The sequence below is a fragment of the Synechococcus sp. 60AY4M2 genome (assembly GCF_002760375.1).
Classification (GTDB): domain Bacteria; phylum Cyanobacteriota; class Cyanobacteriia; order Thermostichales; family Thermostichaceae; genus Thermostichus.
Map to the genome: position 1 here is coordinate 2,694,622 of NZ_AUMZ01000001.1, position 18,192 is coordinate 2,712,813.

Annotated in this window: 17 protein-coding genes; 15 read left to right on the forward strand and 2 right to left on the reverse strand. The window is 62.0% G+C overall.

Going from position 1 to position 18,192, the window contains the following annotated elements; all coding sequences use genetic code 11:
- Window positions 1–196: 196 nt before the first annotated feature.
- Both glgB and SYN60AY4M2_RS11785 read left to right on the forward strand, forming a co-directional pair.
- Window positions 197–2,509 carry a 1,4-alpha-glucan branching protein GlgB gene (gene glgB, locus SYN60AY4M2_RS11780; RefSeq protein ID WP_099813004.1) on the forward strand — a complete coding sequence of 771 codons (2,313 nt, stop codon included), beginning with the start codon at window positions 197–199 and terminating at the stop codon, window positions 2,507–2,509.
- A gap of 24 nt (window positions 2,510–2,533) precedes the next feature.
- A complete protein-coding gene (locus SYN60AY4M2_RS11785; protein WP_099813005.1) occupies window positions 2,534–3,925 on the forward strand; it encodes a TldD/PmbA family protein in 1,392 nt (463 codons plus the stop codon).
- A gap of 38 nt (window positions 3,926–3,963) precedes the next feature.
- On the opposite strand, the gene SYN60AY4M2_RS11790 is transcribed toward SYN60AY4M2_RS11785, so the two are convergent.
- Together SYN60AY4M2_RS11790 and lpdA are read right to left on the reverse strand one after the other, a co-directional pair.
- Complete coding sequence (locus SYN60AY4M2_RS11790) at window positions 3,964–5,271, reverse strand: class I SAM-dependent methyltransferase (RefSeq protein WP_240527345.1); 1,308 nt, start codon at window positions 5,269–5,271, stop codon at window positions 3,964–3,966.
- A 99-nt stretch (window positions 5,272–5,370) separates the two neighbouring features.
- A complete protein-coding gene (gene lpdA, locus SYN60AY4M2_RS11795; RefSeq protein ID WP_099813006.1) occupies window positions 5,371–6,753 on the reverse strand; it encodes a dihydrolipoyl dehydrogenase in 1,383 nt (460 codons plus the stop codon).
- 138 nt (window positions 6,754–6,891) lie between these two features.
- Here lpdA and SYN60AY4M2_RS11800 point away from each other — a divergent pair, with 138 nt between their 5' ends.
- From SYN60AY4M2_RS11800 to SYN60AY4M2_RS11865, 13 genes are all read left to right on the forward strand, one after another.
- A complete protein-coding gene (locus SYN60AY4M2_RS11800; protein WP_346426056.1) occupies window positions 6,892–7,674 on the forward strand; it encodes an HAD family hydrolase in 783 nt (260 codons plus the stop codon).
- Complete coding sequence (locus SYN60AY4M2_RS11805; RefSeq protein ID WP_099813007.1) at window positions 7,671–8,519, forward strand: M28 family peptidase; 849 nt, start codon at window positions 7,671–7,673, stop codon at window positions 8,517–8,519. The genes SYN60AY4M2_RS11800 and SYN60AY4M2_RS11805 overlap by 4 nt, the downstream gene beginning before the upstream one ends.
- 276 nt (window positions 8,520–8,795) lie before the next feature.
- Window positions 8,796–9,557, forward strand: a complete 762-nt coding sequence (locus SYN60AY4M2_RS11815) for a ChaB family protein (RefSeq protein WP_011430870.1) — start codon at window positions 8,796–8,798, stop codon at window positions 9,555–9,557.
- A gap of 121 nt (window positions 9,558–9,678) precedes the next feature.
- Entirely contained in the window at window positions 9,679–10,611 is a 933-nt protein-coding gene (locus tag SYN60AY4M2_RS11820; RefSeq protein WP_011430869.1) for a DnaJ C-terminal domain-containing protein, read from the forward strand.
- Window positions 10,608–10,889 carry a chaperone modulator CbpM gene (locus tag SYN60AY4M2_RS11825; RefSeq protein WP_011430868.1) on the forward strand — a complete coding sequence of 94 codons (282 nt, stop codon included), beginning with the start codon at window positions 10,608–10,610 and terminating at the stop codon, window positions 10,887–10,889. The genes SYN60AY4M2_RS11820 and SYN60AY4M2_RS11825 overlap by 4 nt, the downstream gene beginning before the upstream one ends.
- 52 nt (window positions 10,890–10,941) lie before the next feature.
- Window positions 10,942–11,691 (forward strand): photosystem reaction center subunit H, encoded by a 750-nt coding sequence (locus SYN60AY4M2_RS11830; protein ID WP_099813009.1) that lies wholly within the window; start codon window positions 10,942–10,944, stop codon window positions 11,689–11,691.
- 157 nt (window positions 11,692–11,848) lie between these two features.
- Window positions 11,849–12,256, forward strand: coding sequence for a 50S ribosomal protein L21 (rplU, locus tag SYN60AY4M2_RS11835; protein WP_011430866.1), 408 nt, complete (start codon window positions 11,849–11,851; stop codon window positions 12,254–12,256).
- A gap of 59 nt (window positions 12,257–12,315) precedes the next feature.
- Window positions 12,316–12,585 carry a 50S ribosomal protein L27 gene (gene rpmA, locus SYN60AY4M2_RS11840; protein ID WP_011430865.1) on the forward strand — a complete coding sequence of 90 codons (270 nt, stop codon included), beginning with the start codon at window positions 12,316–12,318 and terminating at the stop codon, window positions 12,583–12,585.
- Window positions 12,586–12,711: 126 nt separating this feature from the next.
- Window positions 12,712–14,205: a cellulose synthase gene (locus SYN60AY4M2_RS11845; RefSeq protein ID WP_099813010.1), complete on the forward strand. Its 1,494-nt coding sequence runs from the start codon at window positions 12,712–12,714 to the stop codon at window positions 14,203–14,205.
- Window positions 14,206–14,457: 252 nt separating this feature from the next.
- On the forward strand, window positions 14,458–16,224 hold the full coding sequence (locus tag SYN60AY4M2_RS11850; RefSeq protein ID WP_099813011.1) for an MBL fold metallo-hydrolase: 1,767 nt from the start codon (window positions 14,458–14,460) through the stop codon (window positions 16,222–16,224).
- A 59-nt stretch (window positions 16,225–16,283) separates the two neighbouring features.
- Window positions 16,284–17,027 carry an ABC transporter ATP-binding protein gene (locus SYN60AY4M2_RS11855; RefSeq protein ID WP_011430862.1) on the forward strand — a complete coding sequence of 248 codons (744 nt, stop codon included), beginning with the start codon at window positions 16,284–16,286 and terminating at the stop codon, window positions 17,025–17,027.
- 87 nt (window positions 17,028–17,114) lie between these two features.
- Complete coding sequence (locus SYN60AY4M2_RS11860; RefSeq protein WP_011430861.1) at window positions 17,115–17,699, forward strand: TIGR04376 family protein; 585 nt, start codon at window positions 17,115–17,117, stop codon at window positions 17,697–17,699.
- 197 nt (window positions 17,700–17,896) lie between these two features.
- Complete coding sequence (locus tag SYN60AY4M2_RS11865; RefSeq protein ID WP_099813012.1) at window positions 17,897–18,190, forward strand: PipX family protein; 294 nt, start codon at window positions 17,897–17,899, stop codon at window positions 18,188–18,190.
- Window positions 18,191–18,192 lie beyond the last annotated feature (2 nt).

Genomic DNA, 18,192 nt, shown 5'->3' on the forward strand with positions numbered 1-18,192 from the left:
GGGCGGTGGGACTGCCGCTCTCTGGCTGTGGAGGATCCTGGTTTACCAGTCCGTTGAAGCAGCAACTCCGGGAAGTGATTCTCGGAAGCTCCCGTCTACAGCCCGTCAGGGCTTAGCGGGAGAGGATGTCACGAGCTGCCAAAAGCGGCAGCCGACGACCGCTAGACTGAGATTGTTGCTTTGTTGAAGCTTGCCGATGGGCTTTCTCCTGTCTGCCGAACAAGTGCTTCAGTTCGTCACCAACCAGTGGCAGGATCCCTATGCTGTTTTGGGGCCGCAGCAGATAGAGCAGGGGGAGACGTCCTTCTGGCTGGTGCGGGCCCTGGTGCCCAATGCCAAACAGGTTTGGTTGGTAGAACGCGCCACTGGGCAGGCCTACCCCATGCAGCCGCTGCATCCAGAAACGTTGTTTGAGCTGTGCTTTGCGCCTGGCACGCCGGTTCCAGACTACTTTCTGCGGGCGCAGCGGGTCTGGGATCCGGAGGGCCAGCACTTGGAAGAGTGGGAGGATCCCTATCGCTTTCCCCTGGAGAAGGTCAACCACATCGGCGAGCTGGATCGCTACCTCTTCAACGAGGGCAACCACCACCGCATCTACGAGAAGTTGGGCGCTCATCCCATCAGCGTAGATGGGGTTCAGGGAGTCCACTTTGCCGTCTGGGCTCCCAACGCCCGCAATGTCAGTGTCATTGGCGACTTCAACCACTGGGATGGCCGCCAACACCAGATGAAGCGGCTGGGCGAAAGCGGCATCTGGGCGGTGTTCATCCCTGGTGTTGGGCCAGGAGCCGTCTACAAGTACGAGGTGAAAACTGCCTGGGGGGATATCTACGAAAAGTCAGATCCCTATGGCTTTCAGCAGGAGGTGCGACCCAAAACTGGCTCAATTGTAGCCGACCTCCACACCTATACCTGGCACGACCAGGAGTGGCTGGAAAAGCGGGCTGCCACCGACCCCCTGCGCTCGCCCATCTCGGTGTACGAGGTGCATTTGGGATCCTGGATGCACGCTTCCACGGAAGACCCCCCCGCTGATGGGCACCTGGTGCCGGTGGAGCAAAAGCCCAACACCCGCTTTCTTACCTACCGGGAGCTGGCGGACAAATTGATCCCCTATGTCAAGGAGCTGGGCTTTACCCACATCGAGCTCTTACCCGTGGCCGAGCACCCCTTCGACGGCTCCTGGGGCTACCAGGTTATTGGCTACTACGCGGTAACCTCCCGCTACGGCTCGCCCCAAGACTTCATGTACTTTGTCGATCGCGCCCACCAGGAAGGGATCGGCGTCATTGTCGATTGGGTGCCGGGGCATTTCCCCAAAGATGGGCATGGGCTGGCCTTTTTTGACGGTACCCACCTCTACGAATATGCCGACCCTCGCAAGGGCGAGCACAAGGGCTGGGGCACTTTGGTTTTCAACTACGGCCGCAACGAGGTGCGCAACTATCTAATAGCCAATGCCCTCTTTTGGTTTGACAAATACCACATCGACGGCCTTCGGGTGGATGCGGTGGCCTCAATGCTCTATCTGGACTACGACCGCAAAGAATGGATCCCCAACTGCTACGGCGGGCGAGAACACCTGGAGGCCATCGACTTTTTCCGTCAGCTCAATACCCTTATTTTCAAGTACTACCCTGGCGTTCTTTCCATTGCCGAGGAATCCACTGCCTGGCCAATGGTAACCTGGCCAACCCATGTGGGTGGTCTGGGCTTTAACCTCAAGTGGAACATGGGCTGGATGCACGACATGCTGAATTATTTTCGCATGGATCCCTGGTTTCGCCAGTTCCACCACAACCTGGTAACCTTTAGCCTCATGTATGCCTTTAGCGAAAATTACATGCTCGCTTTTTCCCACGATGAGGTGGTACACGGCAAAAGCCACATGCTGGGCAAAATGCCAGGGGATATGTGGCACAAGTTCGCCAGCTTGCGGGCTCTCTACGGCTACATGTTCACCCACCCCGGCAAGAAAACTTTGTTCATGAGCATGGAGTTTGGCCAGTGGAACGAGTGGAATGTTTGGGCAGATCTAGACTGGGAGCTGCTGCAGTATGAGCCCCACGCTAAACTGCGCCACTACGTAGCCACCCTCAACCAGCTGCTGCGCTCGCAACCGGCTCTCTACACCCAAGACACCAAGCCAGAAGGCTTCCGCTGGATCGACTGCAGCGACCATCGGGGCATTATCTCTTTCATCCGCTATGGGGAGGATCCCAAGGAGTGGCTGGTGGTGGTCTGCAACTTCACCCCCGTGGTCTGGCCAAACTACCGCATTGGGGTGCCGGAGCGGGGGTTTTACCGGGAGCTCCTCAACAGCGACGCGGTGGAGTTCTGGGGCAGCGGGGTTGGCAACCTAGGGGGCAAGTGGACGGATGACTGGCCCTACCACAACCTGCCCTACTCGCTTGAGCTCTGCCTGCCCCCTCTTTCAACCTTGGTGCTGAAGTGGCAGCCGCCCCAGCTGGCGGAGGATTCAGGCGAAAACAAAGCTATGCTGGAGTGAGTACGGCCTTCCCTGCTCATTGCCATGCGAGATCTCCTGCGCGACATCCTCCGGGATTACTCCGGCTTTGTGGAGCTGCGCTACCACAGCAAAGTCTTTCGCAGTGTCACGGCGGAAAAGGGGCGCATTGAGCGCACAGCGGTTCGACGGCGCTCAGGTGTGGGGGTGCGGGTGCTAGAAGCCGGCACCTGGGGCTTTGCCGCCGCCGGGGATCCCTCGCCAGCAGCCATTCGCAAGGCCATTGCCGAAGCTCAGCAAGCGGCCCGCGCCAGCGCCGACTGCCGCAGGCAGAAGCTGAAGGCTTTGCCCAGCGTATCCCTGGCCCAGGGGGAGTTCTGCGAGCCCGGCGTGGAGGAGGTGGTCAACAAACCCCTGGAGGCCAAGATCCAGTTGGCTCTGGAAACAGAAGCCCAGGCGCGCAAGTCTTCCGCCCGCATCACCTCCGCCAGTTGCACTTACAACGAGATCTACGAGGAAAAAGCCATTGTTACTACGGATGGGGCGGATGTGGCCTTCCGGCTGGTGCGCCCTGAGCTGCGGATCCAGGCGGTGGCCGAGGCGGATGGCCAACTCAGCAGCGGTACTGAGTCCATTGGCGTGACGGGGGGGTGGGATTGCCTTTTTCGGGCGGATCCCTTGCAGATGGCGGAGAAGGCGGCTGCCACAGCCGTCGATCTCCTCTCTGCAGGCTATGCTGAGGGGGGATGGGCCACGGTCATCTTGTCCCCTTCCATCGTGGGGCTGCTGGTGCACGAGGCCATTGGCCACACGGTCGAGGCGGATTTTGTCTTGGCCGGCTCGGTGGCAGCCGGCAAGCTGGGGCAGCGGGTGGCCAGCGAGCTGGTTACTCTCAAGGACTCTGGCCGTTCTGAATTGATGCCGGGGGCAGGGGGAACGCTGCCTGTGGACGATGAGGGCGTCCCCACCCAAACCACCACCATCATCCAGAACGGCATCCTGGTGAGCTACCTGCACAACCGCGAAACGGCTGCCCACTTCGGCGTCGAGCCCACCGGCAATGCCCGCGCCTGGGAGTACGCCGACGAGCCGCTCATCCGCATGCGCAACACCTACATCGAGCCGGGATCCCAGACATTGGAGGAGATCATCGCCAGCACTCCCGACGGCTACTTCCTGGATGGGGCCAGAAACGGGCAAGCCGACTCCACCGGTGAGTTCATGTTTGGCGTGGAGCGGGCCTACCGCATTCGCAATGGCAAGCTGGCGGAGCTGCTGAGGGGAGTTACCATCACGGGCAATGCCTTTGAGGTGTTGCAGTCGGTGGATGCCGTGTCGCGGGATTTCCGGTGGGACTTGGGATCCGGCCACTGCGGCAAGGGTCAGCCGGCCAAGGTAGACGCCGGAGGGCCCTACATTCGCTGCCGTGCCATTGTGGGGGGCCGACAGCCTGCTTAGCCCTCACCCCCAGCCCCTCTCCCAAAGGGAGAGGGGAGTTAGGGAGCAACTCTTAGAACCAGCCGGTCGGCTTCCCACTGCTGGAAGAGGCGGAGGACGTGGCCGGCTCTCTCGCGATGGTCGGCCAAGATCTCGGCGCCGGAACGAGCTTGCTTGGCCAATGGCAGCAGCAGCTCCACCACCTGGTAGCGGCTAGAAGCGATCATCTTGCCCGGGATGCGGGCGATGGGCCAGAAGATGTCCATCTTTTGGGTCACGATCTGGGCCGGATCCACTTTGCCCAGCAGATCCGAAAAGGGGATCTTTTGATCCCAGTAGCGCACCTTGCCGTACTGGAGAAAGAGGGGGTTGAGCTGCCAACGGGAGCTTTGGAAAAACTCGGGAGTAAAGGGATCCCAATGGGCCAACTTTTTGCCCTGGTGGCAGCACCAAAAGAGATTTTGCGTGTGGTAGAGGGGCTCCAGGTACTCGATGACCCGCAGTTGGTCAATGCGGGCAAGGGCCTCGTAGCGGCGGTGGAACTCCGGGTGGGTGGCGGCAATCAAGGGCCTGGCGTTCCAATAGTCCAAGTAGGGGGCGACATCGATAAACTCCAGTCCCGCCTGGGCCACCAGGTCGGGGATCTCGCCAATGTCAAAGGGGATGTCGTTGGCGTGGAAGAAGTTATCGACGATGTTTTCATCTGGTAAGTAGTACTCTTCGTGGGCCTTGGCGTGCCGGGCCAGCAGGGAATTGGGATGGGCTGCCTTTAATAATTGCCGCACAAATTCGATCTTTTCCGGCGTGGCCGGTGGGGTAATCCCCAGCAGCTCCAGAGCGCGGCGAATGCGGTAGAGGTGCCAACGACCAGAACGGTTGTAGAGCATCAGGGCCATTACCCCGTCAGGGGCCAGGCGCGAGGCCAGGTTCTGCAAAGCCTTGACCGGATCGGCGGTGTGGTGAATTACCCCATAGGAGCTGATCATGTCGAAGCTCCCCTCCGGCCAGGTGGAGGGATCCATGAGATCGCCGTAGTGCACCGAGCAGTTGCGCAGGCCGTGGTACTTGATCCGCTTCTGGGCAATCTCTAGGGCCGGGCGACTGAGGTCGATCCCGACCACGGCGCCATAGCCGGGGTTGCTGGCGGCAATGCCGTGCACCTCCCAGCCGGTGCCACACCCGGCCACCAAAAACCTGGCGCCCGTCGGCTCTTGTAAGGTGCGGGTGCGGGCATATTGGGCCAACGTATAGCTGCCCAGGCTGGAGAAGCCCTCAAAGGGTTGGTCGTAAGGCACAGGCGGGTAGGGAAACGCCTCGTACTGGGCCTGCACTGCCTGGGTGATCTCCGCTTCGCTTGCCAAAGGCACGTCCTCCCACCTCTTCCCCCCTATCCTAAGAGTCTTTGTAGATTCTTAGACCGGTTTTGGCCGTCAAGTCGGCCCGTGTCGGTCGGCAGCAGGGCAGGGCTAGGCCGCCGTCAAACTGTGGGCAGCTCGCCGGTAGGCCTCCTCCAGCGTCTCTGCCAAGGTGGGGTGAACGTGCACCAAGCCGGCCAGTTCTCGCACCGTGGCGCGGCGGGCGATGGCCTGGGCTGCCTCGTGGATGAGATCGGCGGCATGCGGCCCAAAAATGTGGGATCCCAGCAAGAGGCCCGTCTCTTTATCAAAGACCAGCTTCACCATGCCCTCAGTCTCGCCAGCAGCAATGGCCTTGGAGTTGCCGCCAAAGTAGGTGCGCACCGTGCCTACGCTATAGCCCTCGGCTTTGGCCTGCGGCTCGGTTAGCCCCACAAAGCCCATCTCCGGATGGGTGAACACCGCCGCCGGGATGCTCAGGTAATCCATGTAGGCAGGGCGGCCACAGATGTTTTCCACCGCCACCCGCCCCTGCGCTGCCGCCGCGTGGGCCAGCATCATCTTGCCCGTCACATCCCCAATGGCCCACAGGTGGGGCAATTCGGTGGCCATGCGGCTATCCACCGGCACAAAGCCGCGCTTGTCCGTAACAACCCCCAGCTCCGCCAGGCCCAGCCCTTCTGAGACCGGGATCCGCCCAGCGGCCACCAGGCAGCCATCCACCTGCAGCGTCTCCCCGTTGGAGAGGTGGATCGTCACCGGCTGGCCGGGGATCACCTGCTTGGCCAGCACGCCCACATAGGTCTGGATCTGGCGGGGTTTAATCAGCACCCGCTGGGCCAGGCGGGCAATGTCGGGGTCAAAGGCCGGCATCAGGGTCTCCAGCGCCTCGATGAGAATAACTTGGGATCCCAGCGCCGTGTAGACGTCGGCAAATTCCTGGCCGATGTAGCCGCTGCCGATGATGGCCAGCCGCTCCGGGATCCACTCCAACCGCACCGCCTCGTCGCTGGTAAACACGGTGCGGCCATCCACCTGGATCCCCGGCGGCACAAAGGGTCGAGAACCCGTGGCCAGGATCACATCCCGCGCCGTGTAGGTCTGGGATCCCTTCTCTTCCTGGACTTCGACCGTTTGTGGCCCCGCCAGCCTGCCCCGCCCCCGCAGGATTGTTACCCCCAGCTTCTCTAGGGAGCGGGTCATGTCGGTGCGGATCTTCTCCACCACCTGGGCAGCATGGGCAGCAATGGCTCCTCGGTCGGCCTGGACGGATCCCACTTGGATGCCCAGCTCAGGGGTGTGTTGCAGTTCCCGCAGGCGTCCGGAGGCGGCCAGGAGAGCTTTGGAGGGGATGCAGCCGCGGTTGATACAGGTGCCGCCCATTTCCGCACCTTCGACGATGGCGGTTTTGAGGCCGGATTCGACGGCATGCAGCGCCGCGCCATGGCCGCCGACGCCAGCACCGATGATGATCAAGTCAAAATCAAAGCTCATGGCGAGACTTGGATAACCGGTGCCTCATTTTCTCATCTTGTTGGCCTTCCCAGGAACCTGGCTGAGAGCATCCAAACCATGAGGTAGCATAGGGTCGCTTGCCCAGTTGACAAGAGGCTGGCGGGGTGGGAACGGGGGATGCGCATGGAACTGCAGGCGTTCATTTTTGATGTGGATGGCACGCTGGCGGATACGGAGCGGGATGGGCACCGCGTGGCTTTCAACGCCGCCTTTGCCGAGGCAGGGTTGGACTGGCACTGGTCGGTGGAGCTCTACGGCCAGCTCCTGGCCATCACCGGCGGCAAAGAGCGCATTCGCCACTTCGTCCAGACCTGCCAGCCGCCCCTGCCTGCCGGCGAAGACCTGACCAGTCTAATAGCCCGGCTGCACCAGGCCAAGACCCGCCACTACACAGCTCTGTTGGCCCAAGGAGGGATCCCTTTGCGCCCCGGCGTCAAGCGCCTCTTACAGGAAGCCAGAGCCGCCGGGATCCGCCTGGCCATCGCCACCACCACCACGCCCGAAAACGTGACGGCCCTTCTGGAGCACACCCTGCCAGAAAGCCTGAGCTGGTTTGAGGTGATCGCTGCCGGCGATATTGTCCCCGCCAAAAAGCCAGCCCCCGACATCTACTGCTACACGCTGGAACAGATGGGGCTGCGCCCCCAGGAGTGCCTGGCCTTTGAGGACTCGGAGAACGGGCTGCGCTCGGCCCAGCAGGCGGGCGTCCCGGCCGTGGTGACAGTAAACAACTATACGCGGGAGCAAGACTTTTCGGGAGCGGCTTTGGTGTTGGATCACCTAGGGGAGCCTGGGCTGCCGTTTCAGGTGTTGGCGGGAAGGGCGGGATCCCACAGCCACTTTACTCTGGAGCTGGCTCGCCAAGTCCACGCTCAAGCCCTCGCCGGACAAGAAAAGTGACCCGAGAGCCCAATCTGCAACAGCGCCTCCGGGAGCACCTGCAGCAAGTAGCTCAGCCCCGCGATCCCGACTGGTCGCCTTTGGGCCACCGGCAGGTGGAGCAGTATATCCAAAAACAGCTTTCCGAGTGCGGCCCGGTGGAGCCCTTCCCCTTTGAGGCCAATGGCTGCCAGCACCGCAACTGGATCTTGAAATTGCCGGGATCCCAGCCTGGCCGCAGGCCCATTTTAATCGGGGCCCACTTCGACGCCGCGCCTGCTACCCCCGGCGCCGACGACAACGCCAGCGGCGTGGCGGTGTTGCTGGAGTTGGCCCGCCATTTTGCCGCCGAGCCCGCCCCTTCCCCCCTGTGGCTAGTGGCCTTCGACCTAGAAGAGCGGGGCCTGCTAGGGAGCAAAGCCTACGCCCGCTTTCTCAGACAACAGCGCCAACCCCTGCGGCTGATGCTCTCTCTGGAGATGCTGGGCTACCGGGATCCCACCCCCGGATCCCAGCGCTACCCCGCCAGCCTGGAGCGGCTCTACCCCGACCGGGGAGATTACATCGGTCTCATTGGCAACTGGCCCGCCCTGGGGGATCTGCTTAGGCTGCAGCGCAGTTTTCAGCAGGTGGGGATCCCGTGTTGCTGGCTGCCAGCCGGCCAGCGGGGTTTGTTCCTGCCGGTTACCCGCCTCAGCGACCACTCCCCCTTTTGGGATGCGGGCTACCCTGCGGCTATGGTGACCGACACCGCCTTTTTGCGCAACCCCCACTACCACAAGCTGAGCGACACCCTCGAGACCCTAGATCTTGCCTTTTTGAGTGGGGTCTGCCGCGGCTTGAGGCAGGGTCTTGGATCCCTCTAGGCCGTGAGATCCCTCGATTCCCAACTCCCCTCTCCCTCTGGGAGAGGGGCTGGGGGTGAGGGTGCCTCTGGGAGAGGGGCTGGGGGTGAAGGCCAGCGGCGCGGGGCGCTTGGGCAGGCCTCCTCAGTACGGAGATCGCTCCAGGAGTTTCGCGATCCCTCGACTCCCGCTTGGGCGACAGAGGGAGATAATAGGCGGCATAGGCAAAGAGGGGAAAAGTTTGCCAAAAAACCTCCCTTAGCCTTTTGGGTCAAAACTTTCACAGGAGCCTTTTTCATGAATACCTTCGCCCAAGCCCCCAAAAAGTGCGTCTCTGCCGTTTTCAAAGAAGAAGCCAAAGTCCAAGAGTGCATCCAGCGCCTACTCAACCGCGGTATCCCCAACGACCGCATCTCCATCATTGGCCGCAACTTTCAAACGGAAGCCAAAATTAGTGGCTTTATCACTCGCAAAGATGTGGTTCTCGATGGCTTGACCAGCGGCGCCATCTACGGATCCCTGTTTGGATCGCTGCTGGGGCTCCTCACGGGGGTAGGGGTGCTGTTTATTCCCTTTTTGGGGGCGGTGGTGGCCGCCGGGCCACTAGGAGCGGCGCTGCTGGGGGCAACCGGTGGCGCTCTCTACGGGGCGCTGGGAGCGGGGCTGGGATCCGCCCTCATTGCCCTGGGCATGCCACAGGAGAAGGCCGCCATCTACCAGACGCGGGTGCAGGCGGGCGAATTCCTGTTGGTGGTGCAGGTGCCGGAGGAAAAAGCGGGCGAAATCTACTTGCTGCTGCAAAGTGCCGGCGGCGAAGAGGTGGCCACTGCCGACTTGAACTTGCCCAGCGAGCCAGAGGGATCCCTGACTCCCGAAACCATCTCCCCCGAGATCCGCGCCGATCTCTCAGAAGAAGCCCAGCAAACCTTTGTGGAAGCCTATAACCAGGCCAAGGCAGAGGGCAGCCCGGTCACCCAGGCGCTGCTCAAGGCTTGGGAAAAGGTCAAACAAGTTTTCACAAGAGACGACAAGGGGATTTTCTCCAGGCGCAAACCCTAGGGGAGTGCTCTCAGGGGCAAGGACAGAGCTAAGTGTTTCTCCCTCGCTCTGGGTTTTCCGATTGCACCTCTAGCCTGAAGGTATCCTAAAAGCCTTAACCTGATTTCGTAGGGGTGAGCTTATGGCTGCGAGCGATTTCAAGGACTACTACCAGATCCTGGGCGTCAGCCGAGATGCCTCTTTAGAGGAGATCAAGCGCGCCTATCGCAAGCTGGCTCGCCAGTATCACCCCGACGTCAACCCCGGCAACAAGGCGGCCGAGGAGCGCTTCAAGCAGATCAACGAAGCCTACGAGGTGCTCTCGGATCCCGACAAGCGGCGGCGCTACGACCAGTTTGGCCAGTACTGGCAACGGGTGGGCAGCGGCGCGGCGGCGGGGCCGGGCATGGAGGGATTTGCCCAGTACGCCAGCTTCGAGGACTTCATCAACGAGCTGCTGGGCCGCATGGGATCCCGCCGCGGCGGCTTCCAGGGCTTCACCACGGGGTTTGGGCCGTTTGTCTCGGTGGATCTGCCAGGGCAAGACGTAGAAGCCACGCTGGGCCTCACCTGGGCAGAGGCCTTCCACGGCACCCAAAAGCGGCTGAGCGTGGATGGCGAAACCCTCACCATCCGCATTCCTCCCGGCGCCAAACCGGGCAGCCGCATCCGCGTCAAGGGTAAAGGCCAATATAGCCCCTTTGGCGGGCCGAGGGGGGATCTCTACCTCACCCTGGAGCTGCCCCCGCACCCCTTCTTCCGCTTCGACGGCGACAACCTGCTCTGCGAGCTGCCCATCACCCCTGACGAGGCGGTTTTGGGCGGCACAGCGGAAGTCCCCACCCCCACCGGTCGGGTGCAACTGAAGATCCCCGCCGGCGTCGATAGCGGCCAGACCCTGCGGCTGCGCGGCCAGGGCTGGCGGGATCCCCAAGGGCAGCGGGGCGACCTGCTGGTGCGGCTGAAGGTTGTCACGCCCAAATCCCTCTCCCCCACTGAGCGGGATCTCTACGAGAAGCTGCGGCAAAATCGGAGCTGGGATCCCCGCGCCTACTTGCAGGAGGTGAGGCTATGAGCTTGGCCATTGTGCGGGTAGAAGAACGGCTCTACACCTTTGAGCAGGCCAGTGAAGTAGCCGGGATCCCGACCCACCTGCTGGAGTGGCTGCTGTTGCAGGGGCTGGTGGAAGCGCAAAGCAGCTACCTCACCCCCCAACAACTGCGGCGCCTGCTGCAGATGATCCGCCTGCATCGGGACTTGGGCCTCAACTGGGTTGGGGCGGCCATGGTTTTGGATATGGCCCAGGAAATTGCCCGCCTCAGGGCGCAGCTACACTACTACCGCGGAGGCTAAGCAGCCCAAGCCTCCATCTCCCTTAAATCCCGCAAGTCAGGAGAACTTCTCTATGGAACAAGTCGTCCGACGCAGCCAAGTGGTGGGCCTGCTGGCCCTGGATAGCAGCACTGCCACGGCCCTGGGCACTGTCGAAGAAATCTGGGTCGATGGACAAGGGCGGGTCTGCTACTTCACCAGCCAGCAGGGCTACACCCCCCTGGAGCAAATCTCTCTCATCGGGCCGGACACGCTGCTGACCTACTCCACCGTCTTCGCCACTCCGGCAACGCCGCTTAGCTCCCTCTACCGGCGAACCGTGCGTATTGGGGATCAGCCGGTGGGCTGGATCGAGGATTTTCTCTTCGATTGGGAAACCGGAACGATTGCCGCCTACATCCTGGGGGGCAGCATCGCCGAGCCCTGGGGAGGGCGCGCCGTCCTGTTGCCGGAGGATGTAGAGGCCATCGACGTAGATGCCGTGGTGGTCAAGGAAGATGCGCCGCAGCGCCTCAAATCAGAAACTGAGGGCCTAAAGAACTTTTGGAGCGAAAAGTCTCGCCAAGTCAAGCAGCTCATCCAGCGCATGGGGGATCGCCTCAAATCCCTGGTCGGCCCCCAGGATCCGCCGGAGGTGGTGCGCGTCAAGGTCAAGCAAGTGCGGGACGAGCTGGCCAAAGGGGGCAAGTTCGACCTCTCCCTGCTCGATGAGGCGGCAGAGTTTTTGCAGCAAAAATGGACAACCTGGCAGCAGCGCCTTAGCCGCGCCGCCCAGCGCATGCAAGCTGCCCTCCAGGCCGCCTGGGAAAAGCTGACCGAATGATGCTCCAACTCCCCTCTCCCAAAGGGAGAGGGGATGGGGGTGAGGGAATAGCCCTAGCTGACAGAGGGCAGGTTTTTCCGCTAGGATTAAAAATCGCTGTCAATGCTCGGATCAGGTTGCAAGACCCCTAGGGGCACCTGTACGGCAAGGAAAAGGCATGACCTACGCAATTGTGGAAACCAGTGGCAAGCAGCTTTGGGTAGAGCCAGGGCGCTTTTACGACGTCGATCGCCTGCCCGGCACAGAGGAAAACAGCCCCTTGGCCCTGTCCCAGGTGTTGTTAATCAACCACGAGGGACAGGTGACGCTAGGGCATCCGTATGTTCCCGAGGCAGTGGTCAGGGCACGGGTCTTGCAGCACCGCCGCGGCAACAAAATCATCGTCTACAAGATGAGGCCGAAGAAGGGAACCCGCAAAAAGAGAGGACACCGGCAGCCGCTCACCCGCGTGCTGATCGAGTCCATCGAACTCAACGGCACAACCCTGGCCACGGCCCAGTCTGCTCCGCCATCCACTTCTGAGGCGACCACTGACACCACAGGGATCCCAGCGGCGGAGGAATAGATCCTAAACTCAGGATCCCAACTTATCTTTGGCGACGACACAGTTGCAGAGGAGGCGTTATGGCTCACAAGAAAGGAACCGGCAGTACCCGCAACGGTCGCGACTCCAATGCCAAGCGGCTGGGGGTGAAGTGCTTTGGCGGCGAGCTGGTGCACCCTGGCTACATTTTGGTGAGACAGCGGGGCACCAAGTTTCATCCAGGGGTGAACGTGCGCCGCGGCGGCGACGACACCTTGTTTGCGGTGGCCACCGGCATTGTTACCTTTGAGCGCTACGGCAAGTGGCGGAAAAAGGTGAGCGTCTACCCGGTTGAGGCGGCTGCCCAATAGGCAGTGAGCTTCCCGTTCTGGCTGGGCAACTGGGCAAGACAGCTCAACTGGTTCCATTCCTCAGCCTGCAGCTGGGCAAAGGGGGGATCCTGGCTTGGCCCAATCCCAATCCTGTGTGGAGCGCCTGTGAGATCCAGGGCTGTGCGGGTGTACTTGTTTCGGGGAGTGGGGTTGCTCCACCTTATCGCTGGGGTGGCGTACCTCTACTGGCGCATCAGCGAGGGGCTGACCGGTCTGGGATCCCTTCTGTTTTGGGGGGCAGAGCTGTACGTTTGGCTGGCGGCGGTGGGCTTTATCCTCAGCCGCTATCCCCAGGTGCCGCAGGAGGGGGTGCCCGCGCCCGAGGTGCTGCGGCGGGCGTTTTTTCAACTGCCGCGGGTGGACGTGCTGGTGCTGCGCCAGCGGGATTCCGTGGAAGCGACCCGGCAGACGGTGCTCTCGGCCCTGCGCCTGGATTACCCCTGGGAGCGGCTGTTTGTCCATATTGTGGATCGGGTGGAAGATGCGGAGATGGCTAAAGTGGCGCGGGCCATCCCCTGCGAGTACTGGTCTTGCCCAAGCCCCACGACCGATCCCCTAGCCTACATGCTGGGATCCGGCCAGCTCCAGGGAGAATATCTGCTCCTGCTGCATCCCGGCCATTTTGTCGAGCCGGATTTTTTGTGGCAGACGTTGCCCCTGTTTTACGACTTTCCGGAGCGGGCCCCGATTGCCAATGCCACCGGCTTTGTGCAGGCAACGCTGCGCACCCTGGGCCAGCCCAGGGCGGTTCACCCGCTGCAGCAGCTTTTGGCGGTGGGATCCCAGGGCTACCAGGCGGCGCCGCTGCTGGGATCTGGCTGTCTCATTCGGCGGGCAGCTTTGGAGGGGATCCCGCAAATCGACATTCGCCGCCCTGTGCAGTTGGGGTGTCAGATGCACTGCCGCGGCTGGCAGTCCCACCTAGTGCGCCCAGCCCAGGTCACTGGCATTTTGTTGCCGTTGCGCAACCGCCGCGTCGCTCTGCTGGCGGTGTTTTCTGCCCTGCGGGAAAACCCCTTCTGGAGCAAGCCCACCACGCAGCAGCAGCGCTTTCAGTACCTGTGGCTGGCCCTCTGGGCTGCGGGCGGGGTGGCGGAGCTGGCCTATTTGGCGGTGCCCATCCTCTTTCTCTGCACAGGCTGGATGCCGGTGCCGGCCTTTGATAGAGTCTTCTTTGCCTGGTTTCTTCCCTACGCCCTGCTGGGGCGCCTCACCTGGCTGTTGGCTTTTCCCCCGTCGCTGTGGGGAGCGGCGTGGCAGTCGGAGCGGCAGACGGGCAGCCAGTTTTTCCAGTCCATCCAGGCGCTGGTGCAGGCGGTGCGGGGGGTGCCCCCCTACCCCGAACAGCCGTCCCAGCTTTCCCTCGGCCCGCAGGCGCTGGCTATTGTGCTGACGTTGTTGGCCATGGGGGTGGGATCCCTGCGCTTTGCCGGCAACTGGGATCCAACCTGGCCAGAGCTGCTGTTTGGCCTAGTCTGGGCCTTCTACAACCTGATGGTTCTAACGGTGCGCCCGGACGATCACGATTTTGCCGGCTTTGCCTTGCGTAGCCACAACCCGGCAGCGGAAGAAACAACAGATGCGCTCTCCAACTCCTAGGGCTGCCAAGCCAGGCACACGGCAAAGCCAAATCCCCCTATTATTCCGCTGTTGCATGGAGAGCATAGAGAAAATGGCCGGCTGCCCCGGCGGAAGTGGTCAACAGCTATGCTGGAAGAAGGATAGGATAGCTAGATCGGCAGAGGTTGCCCCTGCCTTTCCGGGAGGTGTACGGAGGGGGAGGGGCGATCCCTGGCCGAGCCGCCCTTGTGGTTTGCAGGATTGAGCGTGGTCTTCTAGCTTAAAAACTCTGTGGAGTCAGAAAGACCCCCCCTTCGACTGTTTCCCCTGGGCACGGATCCCCGCCGGCAGGGCTGTGCCTACTGGCTGGAGATGGGATCCCACCGCTTGCTCCTCGATTGCGGTTTGCCTGCTTCCTCCCTCTTCAAGGCCCTGCCAGGGATCCCCGATGCTGTTATCTGCAGCCACGCCCACTTTGACCATGTGCAGGGGCTACCTGGCTTTTATCGCCGCTACCCACAGGTGCCCATCTACGCCACCCCGGTGACGGCTCATTTGGCCAGCGGCCTCTGGGAGCGCGGCATCTGGCCAGACTACGACCGGGAGATTCGCTTTCCTCCTTTTCGGGCGCTACCTTTTGGCCAGGCGCGGGAGATCTTGCCTCACTTAATGCTCACCTTCTTTACCGCCGGGCACCTGCCGGGGGCAGCGGCAACCCTGTTGCAAAATACCCAGACTACTCCAGCTCAAACCTGCCTGTACACTGGCGACTGCTCCCTGGCCTCAACTCGCTTTGCCCCTGGCTTGGATCTGAGCGCCTTGCGCCATTGGCAGCCGGATGTGCTGCTCATCGAGGCCTCCCTGGGCTCTACTCGCCATCCACCCCGTCGCCATCTGGAAAACCGCCTGGTGGAGCGTCTGATCAGCGCCTTGGCAGCAGGGCAGACGGTGCTGTTTCCGCTGCCGGTGTTGGGGCTGGGGCAGGAGCTGCTCTTCCTCCTCAAAGCCCACCACCGCTTTACCCAGGCTTCCCAAGAGCTGACCGTGTGGGTGGCGCCGGGGCTGGCGGCAGGCTGCAACCTCTACGAACGCTTGCTCCCCTACCTGCCGGAGCCGGTGCGCAATTTCGCCACCTATCAGCCCTTGTTCTGGGAAGACCGCCTGCAGCCGCGGGTGCAGCCCCTCACGGAGGCGGATCCCCTGCCCCAGGGCCTGTTGCTGTGCGATGCCGATGCCGGGCCTGAAGCCTGGGATCCCATCTGGTCGCGCTTGCTGGCCCAGCCGCAGCGCTCCTGTCTGCTGGTGCGGCTGCCGGAAGTGGAGCTGGCCACCCCCTTTGACCAATGGCCAGCGCCGCTGCGCTCCCGCATCGGAGTGGAGTGGCTGGCTTGGCACAGCCACAACGACGTTGGGCATCTGACCCAGATCGTCCACACCTTTCGCCCCCAACATGTGGTCTTGGTGCACGCCAGCCCCCAGCAGGCGCAGGATCTGGCGGATCTGCCGGAGCTGTGCAACCGTTACCATGTCCACTGCCCCCAACCCGGCCATTGGTTGGAGCTGCCCGACGGCCGCCTGCAAACCCAAGTCAAGCCGTCAGAATTTCCCAGGGATCCCGCCTTGCGCTACGAGGGGGAGGTGGAAGAGATCTGGCAGGAACAGGGCTCGCCCCGCACCTTGGCTGGGGTTCAGGTGCGCCTACCCCCCCAGATTACCGAGGATCCCCGCTGGGCCGCCTGGGCTGAGACTGGCTTGGTGGAGGCCCGCTGGCAGGGATCCGAACTGGTGTTGCGCGGCCTTTCGCCGCGGGAGCTGATCCGCCCGGCAGGGGCCGCCCCCGCACCAGCAGGAATCGTGCCGCGTCCAAAACAGCCTTCTGCCTCCACCGATAACGGTGGCAGAAAGTGCCAGAACTGCCGCTTTGCCCGCCAGATCTTAACCTCACAAGCCCAAGCCTTTCGCTGCGACCAAGAGCGCTCCCCCCTCTACCGCCTCCGGGTGGATCCGCAAGGAAGCTGTCCCTACCATCAGCCGCTGGAAATCCGCTCTTCCGGTTAGTCAGCCCCCGAAGCCCCAGCAGCCCAAAGGCTAGAATGGGGCCAGTCGCGGTACCCACCATGCTTGAGCAACAACCCTGGGCAGATCGTCGCCAGGGGCTGGTCGGATCCCTGGAGCGCCCTACCACACCCCACCTGCCCGTGGTGCAAATGGTCGGGGTGAACAAAGTCTACCCACTGCCGGAAGGCAGCTTTCAGGCCCTCTACGATATCGACTTGGCGATCGAGGCAGGGGAGTATTGCGCCATCATGGGGCCCTCTGGCTCCGGCAAGTCCACCCTGATGAACCTCATGGGCTGCCTGGATCGGCCCAGCTCAGGGCGCTACTGGCTGGACGGCGTGGAAGTCTCTACTCTGACGGATCGGGAGCTGGCCCGGATTCGCAACCAAAAGATTGGCTTTGTCTTCCAGCAGTTTCACCTCCTGCCCCTCTTGACGGCTCTGGAGAACGTGATGCTGCCCCTGGCCTACGCCGGGATCCCGGAGCCAGAGCAACGCCGGCGGGCCAAGCAAGCTTTAGAACAAGTGGGCTTGGGGAGCAAGCTGCACCAGCGCCCGGCTCAACTCTCCGGCGGCCAGCAGCAGCGGGTGGCCATCGCCCGTGCCATCGTCAACCGGCCACAACTGTTGTTGGCTGACGAGCCTACAGGAGCCCTGGACAGCCGCACCGGCCAGGAAGTGCTCAACCTCTTTGCCGAGCTGCACCGCCAGGGCATTACCCTTGTCGTGGTTACCCATGACCTGGAAGTGGCCCAGGCCGCCCAGCGCATCATCCGCGTTGCCGATGGGCATTTGCTGGTCTAGGCTGCGATCCAACGGGGGCCTATCGGGAACGAGCCGGCTTGCGCTAGCCTAAACGCAACTGAGCGCTCGGCCAGTGAGGATCGGCCCATGAAATTGATCGAAGATATCATCCGATTTTTGGAGACCCGCCTAGAGGAATTCCTCAAAGCCCACCCAGAGATCGAGTTGCAAGCCCTCGACGAGCAGTTGCGCCAGCAGGAAGAAGAAACTCGACGGCTGCGGCAGGAAAGCTTGGCCCAGAAGCAAGCCCTGAGCGAAGCTCTCGCCAAGCTGGGCGAGGAGATCAAGACCTGGCACTTTCGCATCGAAAAAGCCGAGCGGGCCAACCGCCCCGACCTGGCCGAAGGGGCGCGTCGACGGGAAGCCGAGCTTTTGGAGAAAGGAAGCCGGTTGTTCAACCAAGGGAAGGCTCTGGAGGAGAAAATCCAGCAACTGGAAGCTCTGCTGCCGCAAATTGCCCGGCGCCGCCAAGAGGTGAAAACCAAGCTGCAAGAAGTCAAGGCCGCCCAAGCCAAAACTGCCGCCGAGCCGGCTTGGGGCTTCAGCCCCTGGGGAAAACCGTTTGAGGAAGATAAGTTGGAGGAGGAATTTCGCCGGCTGGAGATGCGGCTAGAGGTAGAGAAGGAATTGCATGACATGAAGAAAAAGGTGGGGGAACAGCAGCGGCGGTAGCAGCCTGGCCTGTGTCTAAAAAAACTCTGTTAACCTCGAATCCAGTTGCAACAGCCGAACCAAAATCAAGCTGGGTGGAACCTACGATTTGCGCTCTCGGTCTCAAGAGCCGGAGCGAAATCGTTTCGGCAACTTTCTCGGCCACCGAACGAGAAGGAAAGCCCCTCTTCTCCACCAAGAGTGGTACGCTATTGGGCATGAATGAGCTCTATCTAAATCACCCCACATTTGGTCTGCTCTACGGCCTGTGTCAGGTTAACGAAGGGGAGGCCATCTTCACCACCCTTTATGCCCAAAGGCTGTTTTTTCGGGTCTACTTCAAGCCCCCCGCTGACGACGACCCCTCTGCTGTGGAAGAATTGGTCTTTGACCCGATTAGCCGCAACGAAGCCCGCCAAGTTCTCGAAGAGCAGATGCGCTTGCTGCGCCGCGCCAACCGCAAAGACGAGCTGGAACATCTGCAGTTGGTTTACAAACGCACCTTTTCCTAAGC

Coding starts and splice junctions, on each gene's coding strand:
- SYN60AY4M2_RS11815 (WP_011430870.1), top strand. CDS start 8,796: ATGAATACCTTCGCCCAAGCCCCCAAAAAGTGCGTCTCTGCCGTTTTC.
- lpdA (WP_099813006.1), bottom strand. CDS start 6,753: ATGAGCTTTGATTTTGACTTGATCATCATCGGTGCTGGCGTCGGCGGC.
- rplU (WP_011430866.1), top strand. CDS start 11,849: ATGACCTACGCAATTGTGGAAACCAGTGGCAAGCAGCTTTGGGTAGAG.
- SYN60AY4M2_RS11800 (WP_346426056.1), top strand. CDS start 6,892: ATGCGCATGGAACTGCAGGCGTTCATTTTTGATGTGGATGGCACGCTG.
- SYN60AY4M2_RS11820 (WP_011430869.1), top strand. CDS start 9,679: ATGGCTGCGAGCGATTTCAAGGACTACTACCAGATCCTGGGCGTCAGC.
- glgB (WP_099813004.1), top strand. CDS start 197: ATGGGCTTTCTCCTGTCTGCCGAACAAGTGCTTCAGTTCGTCACCAAC.
- SYN60AY4M2_RS11855 (WP_011430862.1), top strand. CDS start 16,284: ATGCTTGAGCAACAACCCTGGGCAGATCGTCGCCAGGGGCTGGTCGGA.
- SYN60AY4M2_RS11865 (WP_099813012.1), top strand. CDS start 17,897: ATGAATGAGCTCTATCTAAATCACCCCACATTTGGTCTGCTCTACGGC.
- SYN60AY4M2_RS11825 (WP_011430868.1), top strand. CDS start 10,608: ATGAGCTTGGCCATTGTGCGGGTAGAAGAACGGCTCTACACCTTTGAG.
- SYN60AY4M2_RS11830 (WP_099813009.1), top strand. CDS start 10,942: ATGGAACAAGTCGTCCGACGCAGCCAAGTGGTGGGCCTGCTGGCCCTG.
- SYN60AY4M2_RS11860 (WP_011430861.1), top strand. CDS start 17,115: ATGAAATTGATCGAAGATATCATCCGATTTTTGGAGACCCGCCTAGAG.
- rpmA (WP_011430865.1), top strand. CDS start 12,316: ATGGCTCACAAGAAAGGAACCGGCAGTACCCGCAACGGTCGCGACTCC.
- SYN60AY4M2_RS11785 (WP_099813005.1), top strand. CDS start 2,534: ATGCGAGATCTCCTGCGCGACATCCTCCGGGATTACTCCGGCTTTGTG.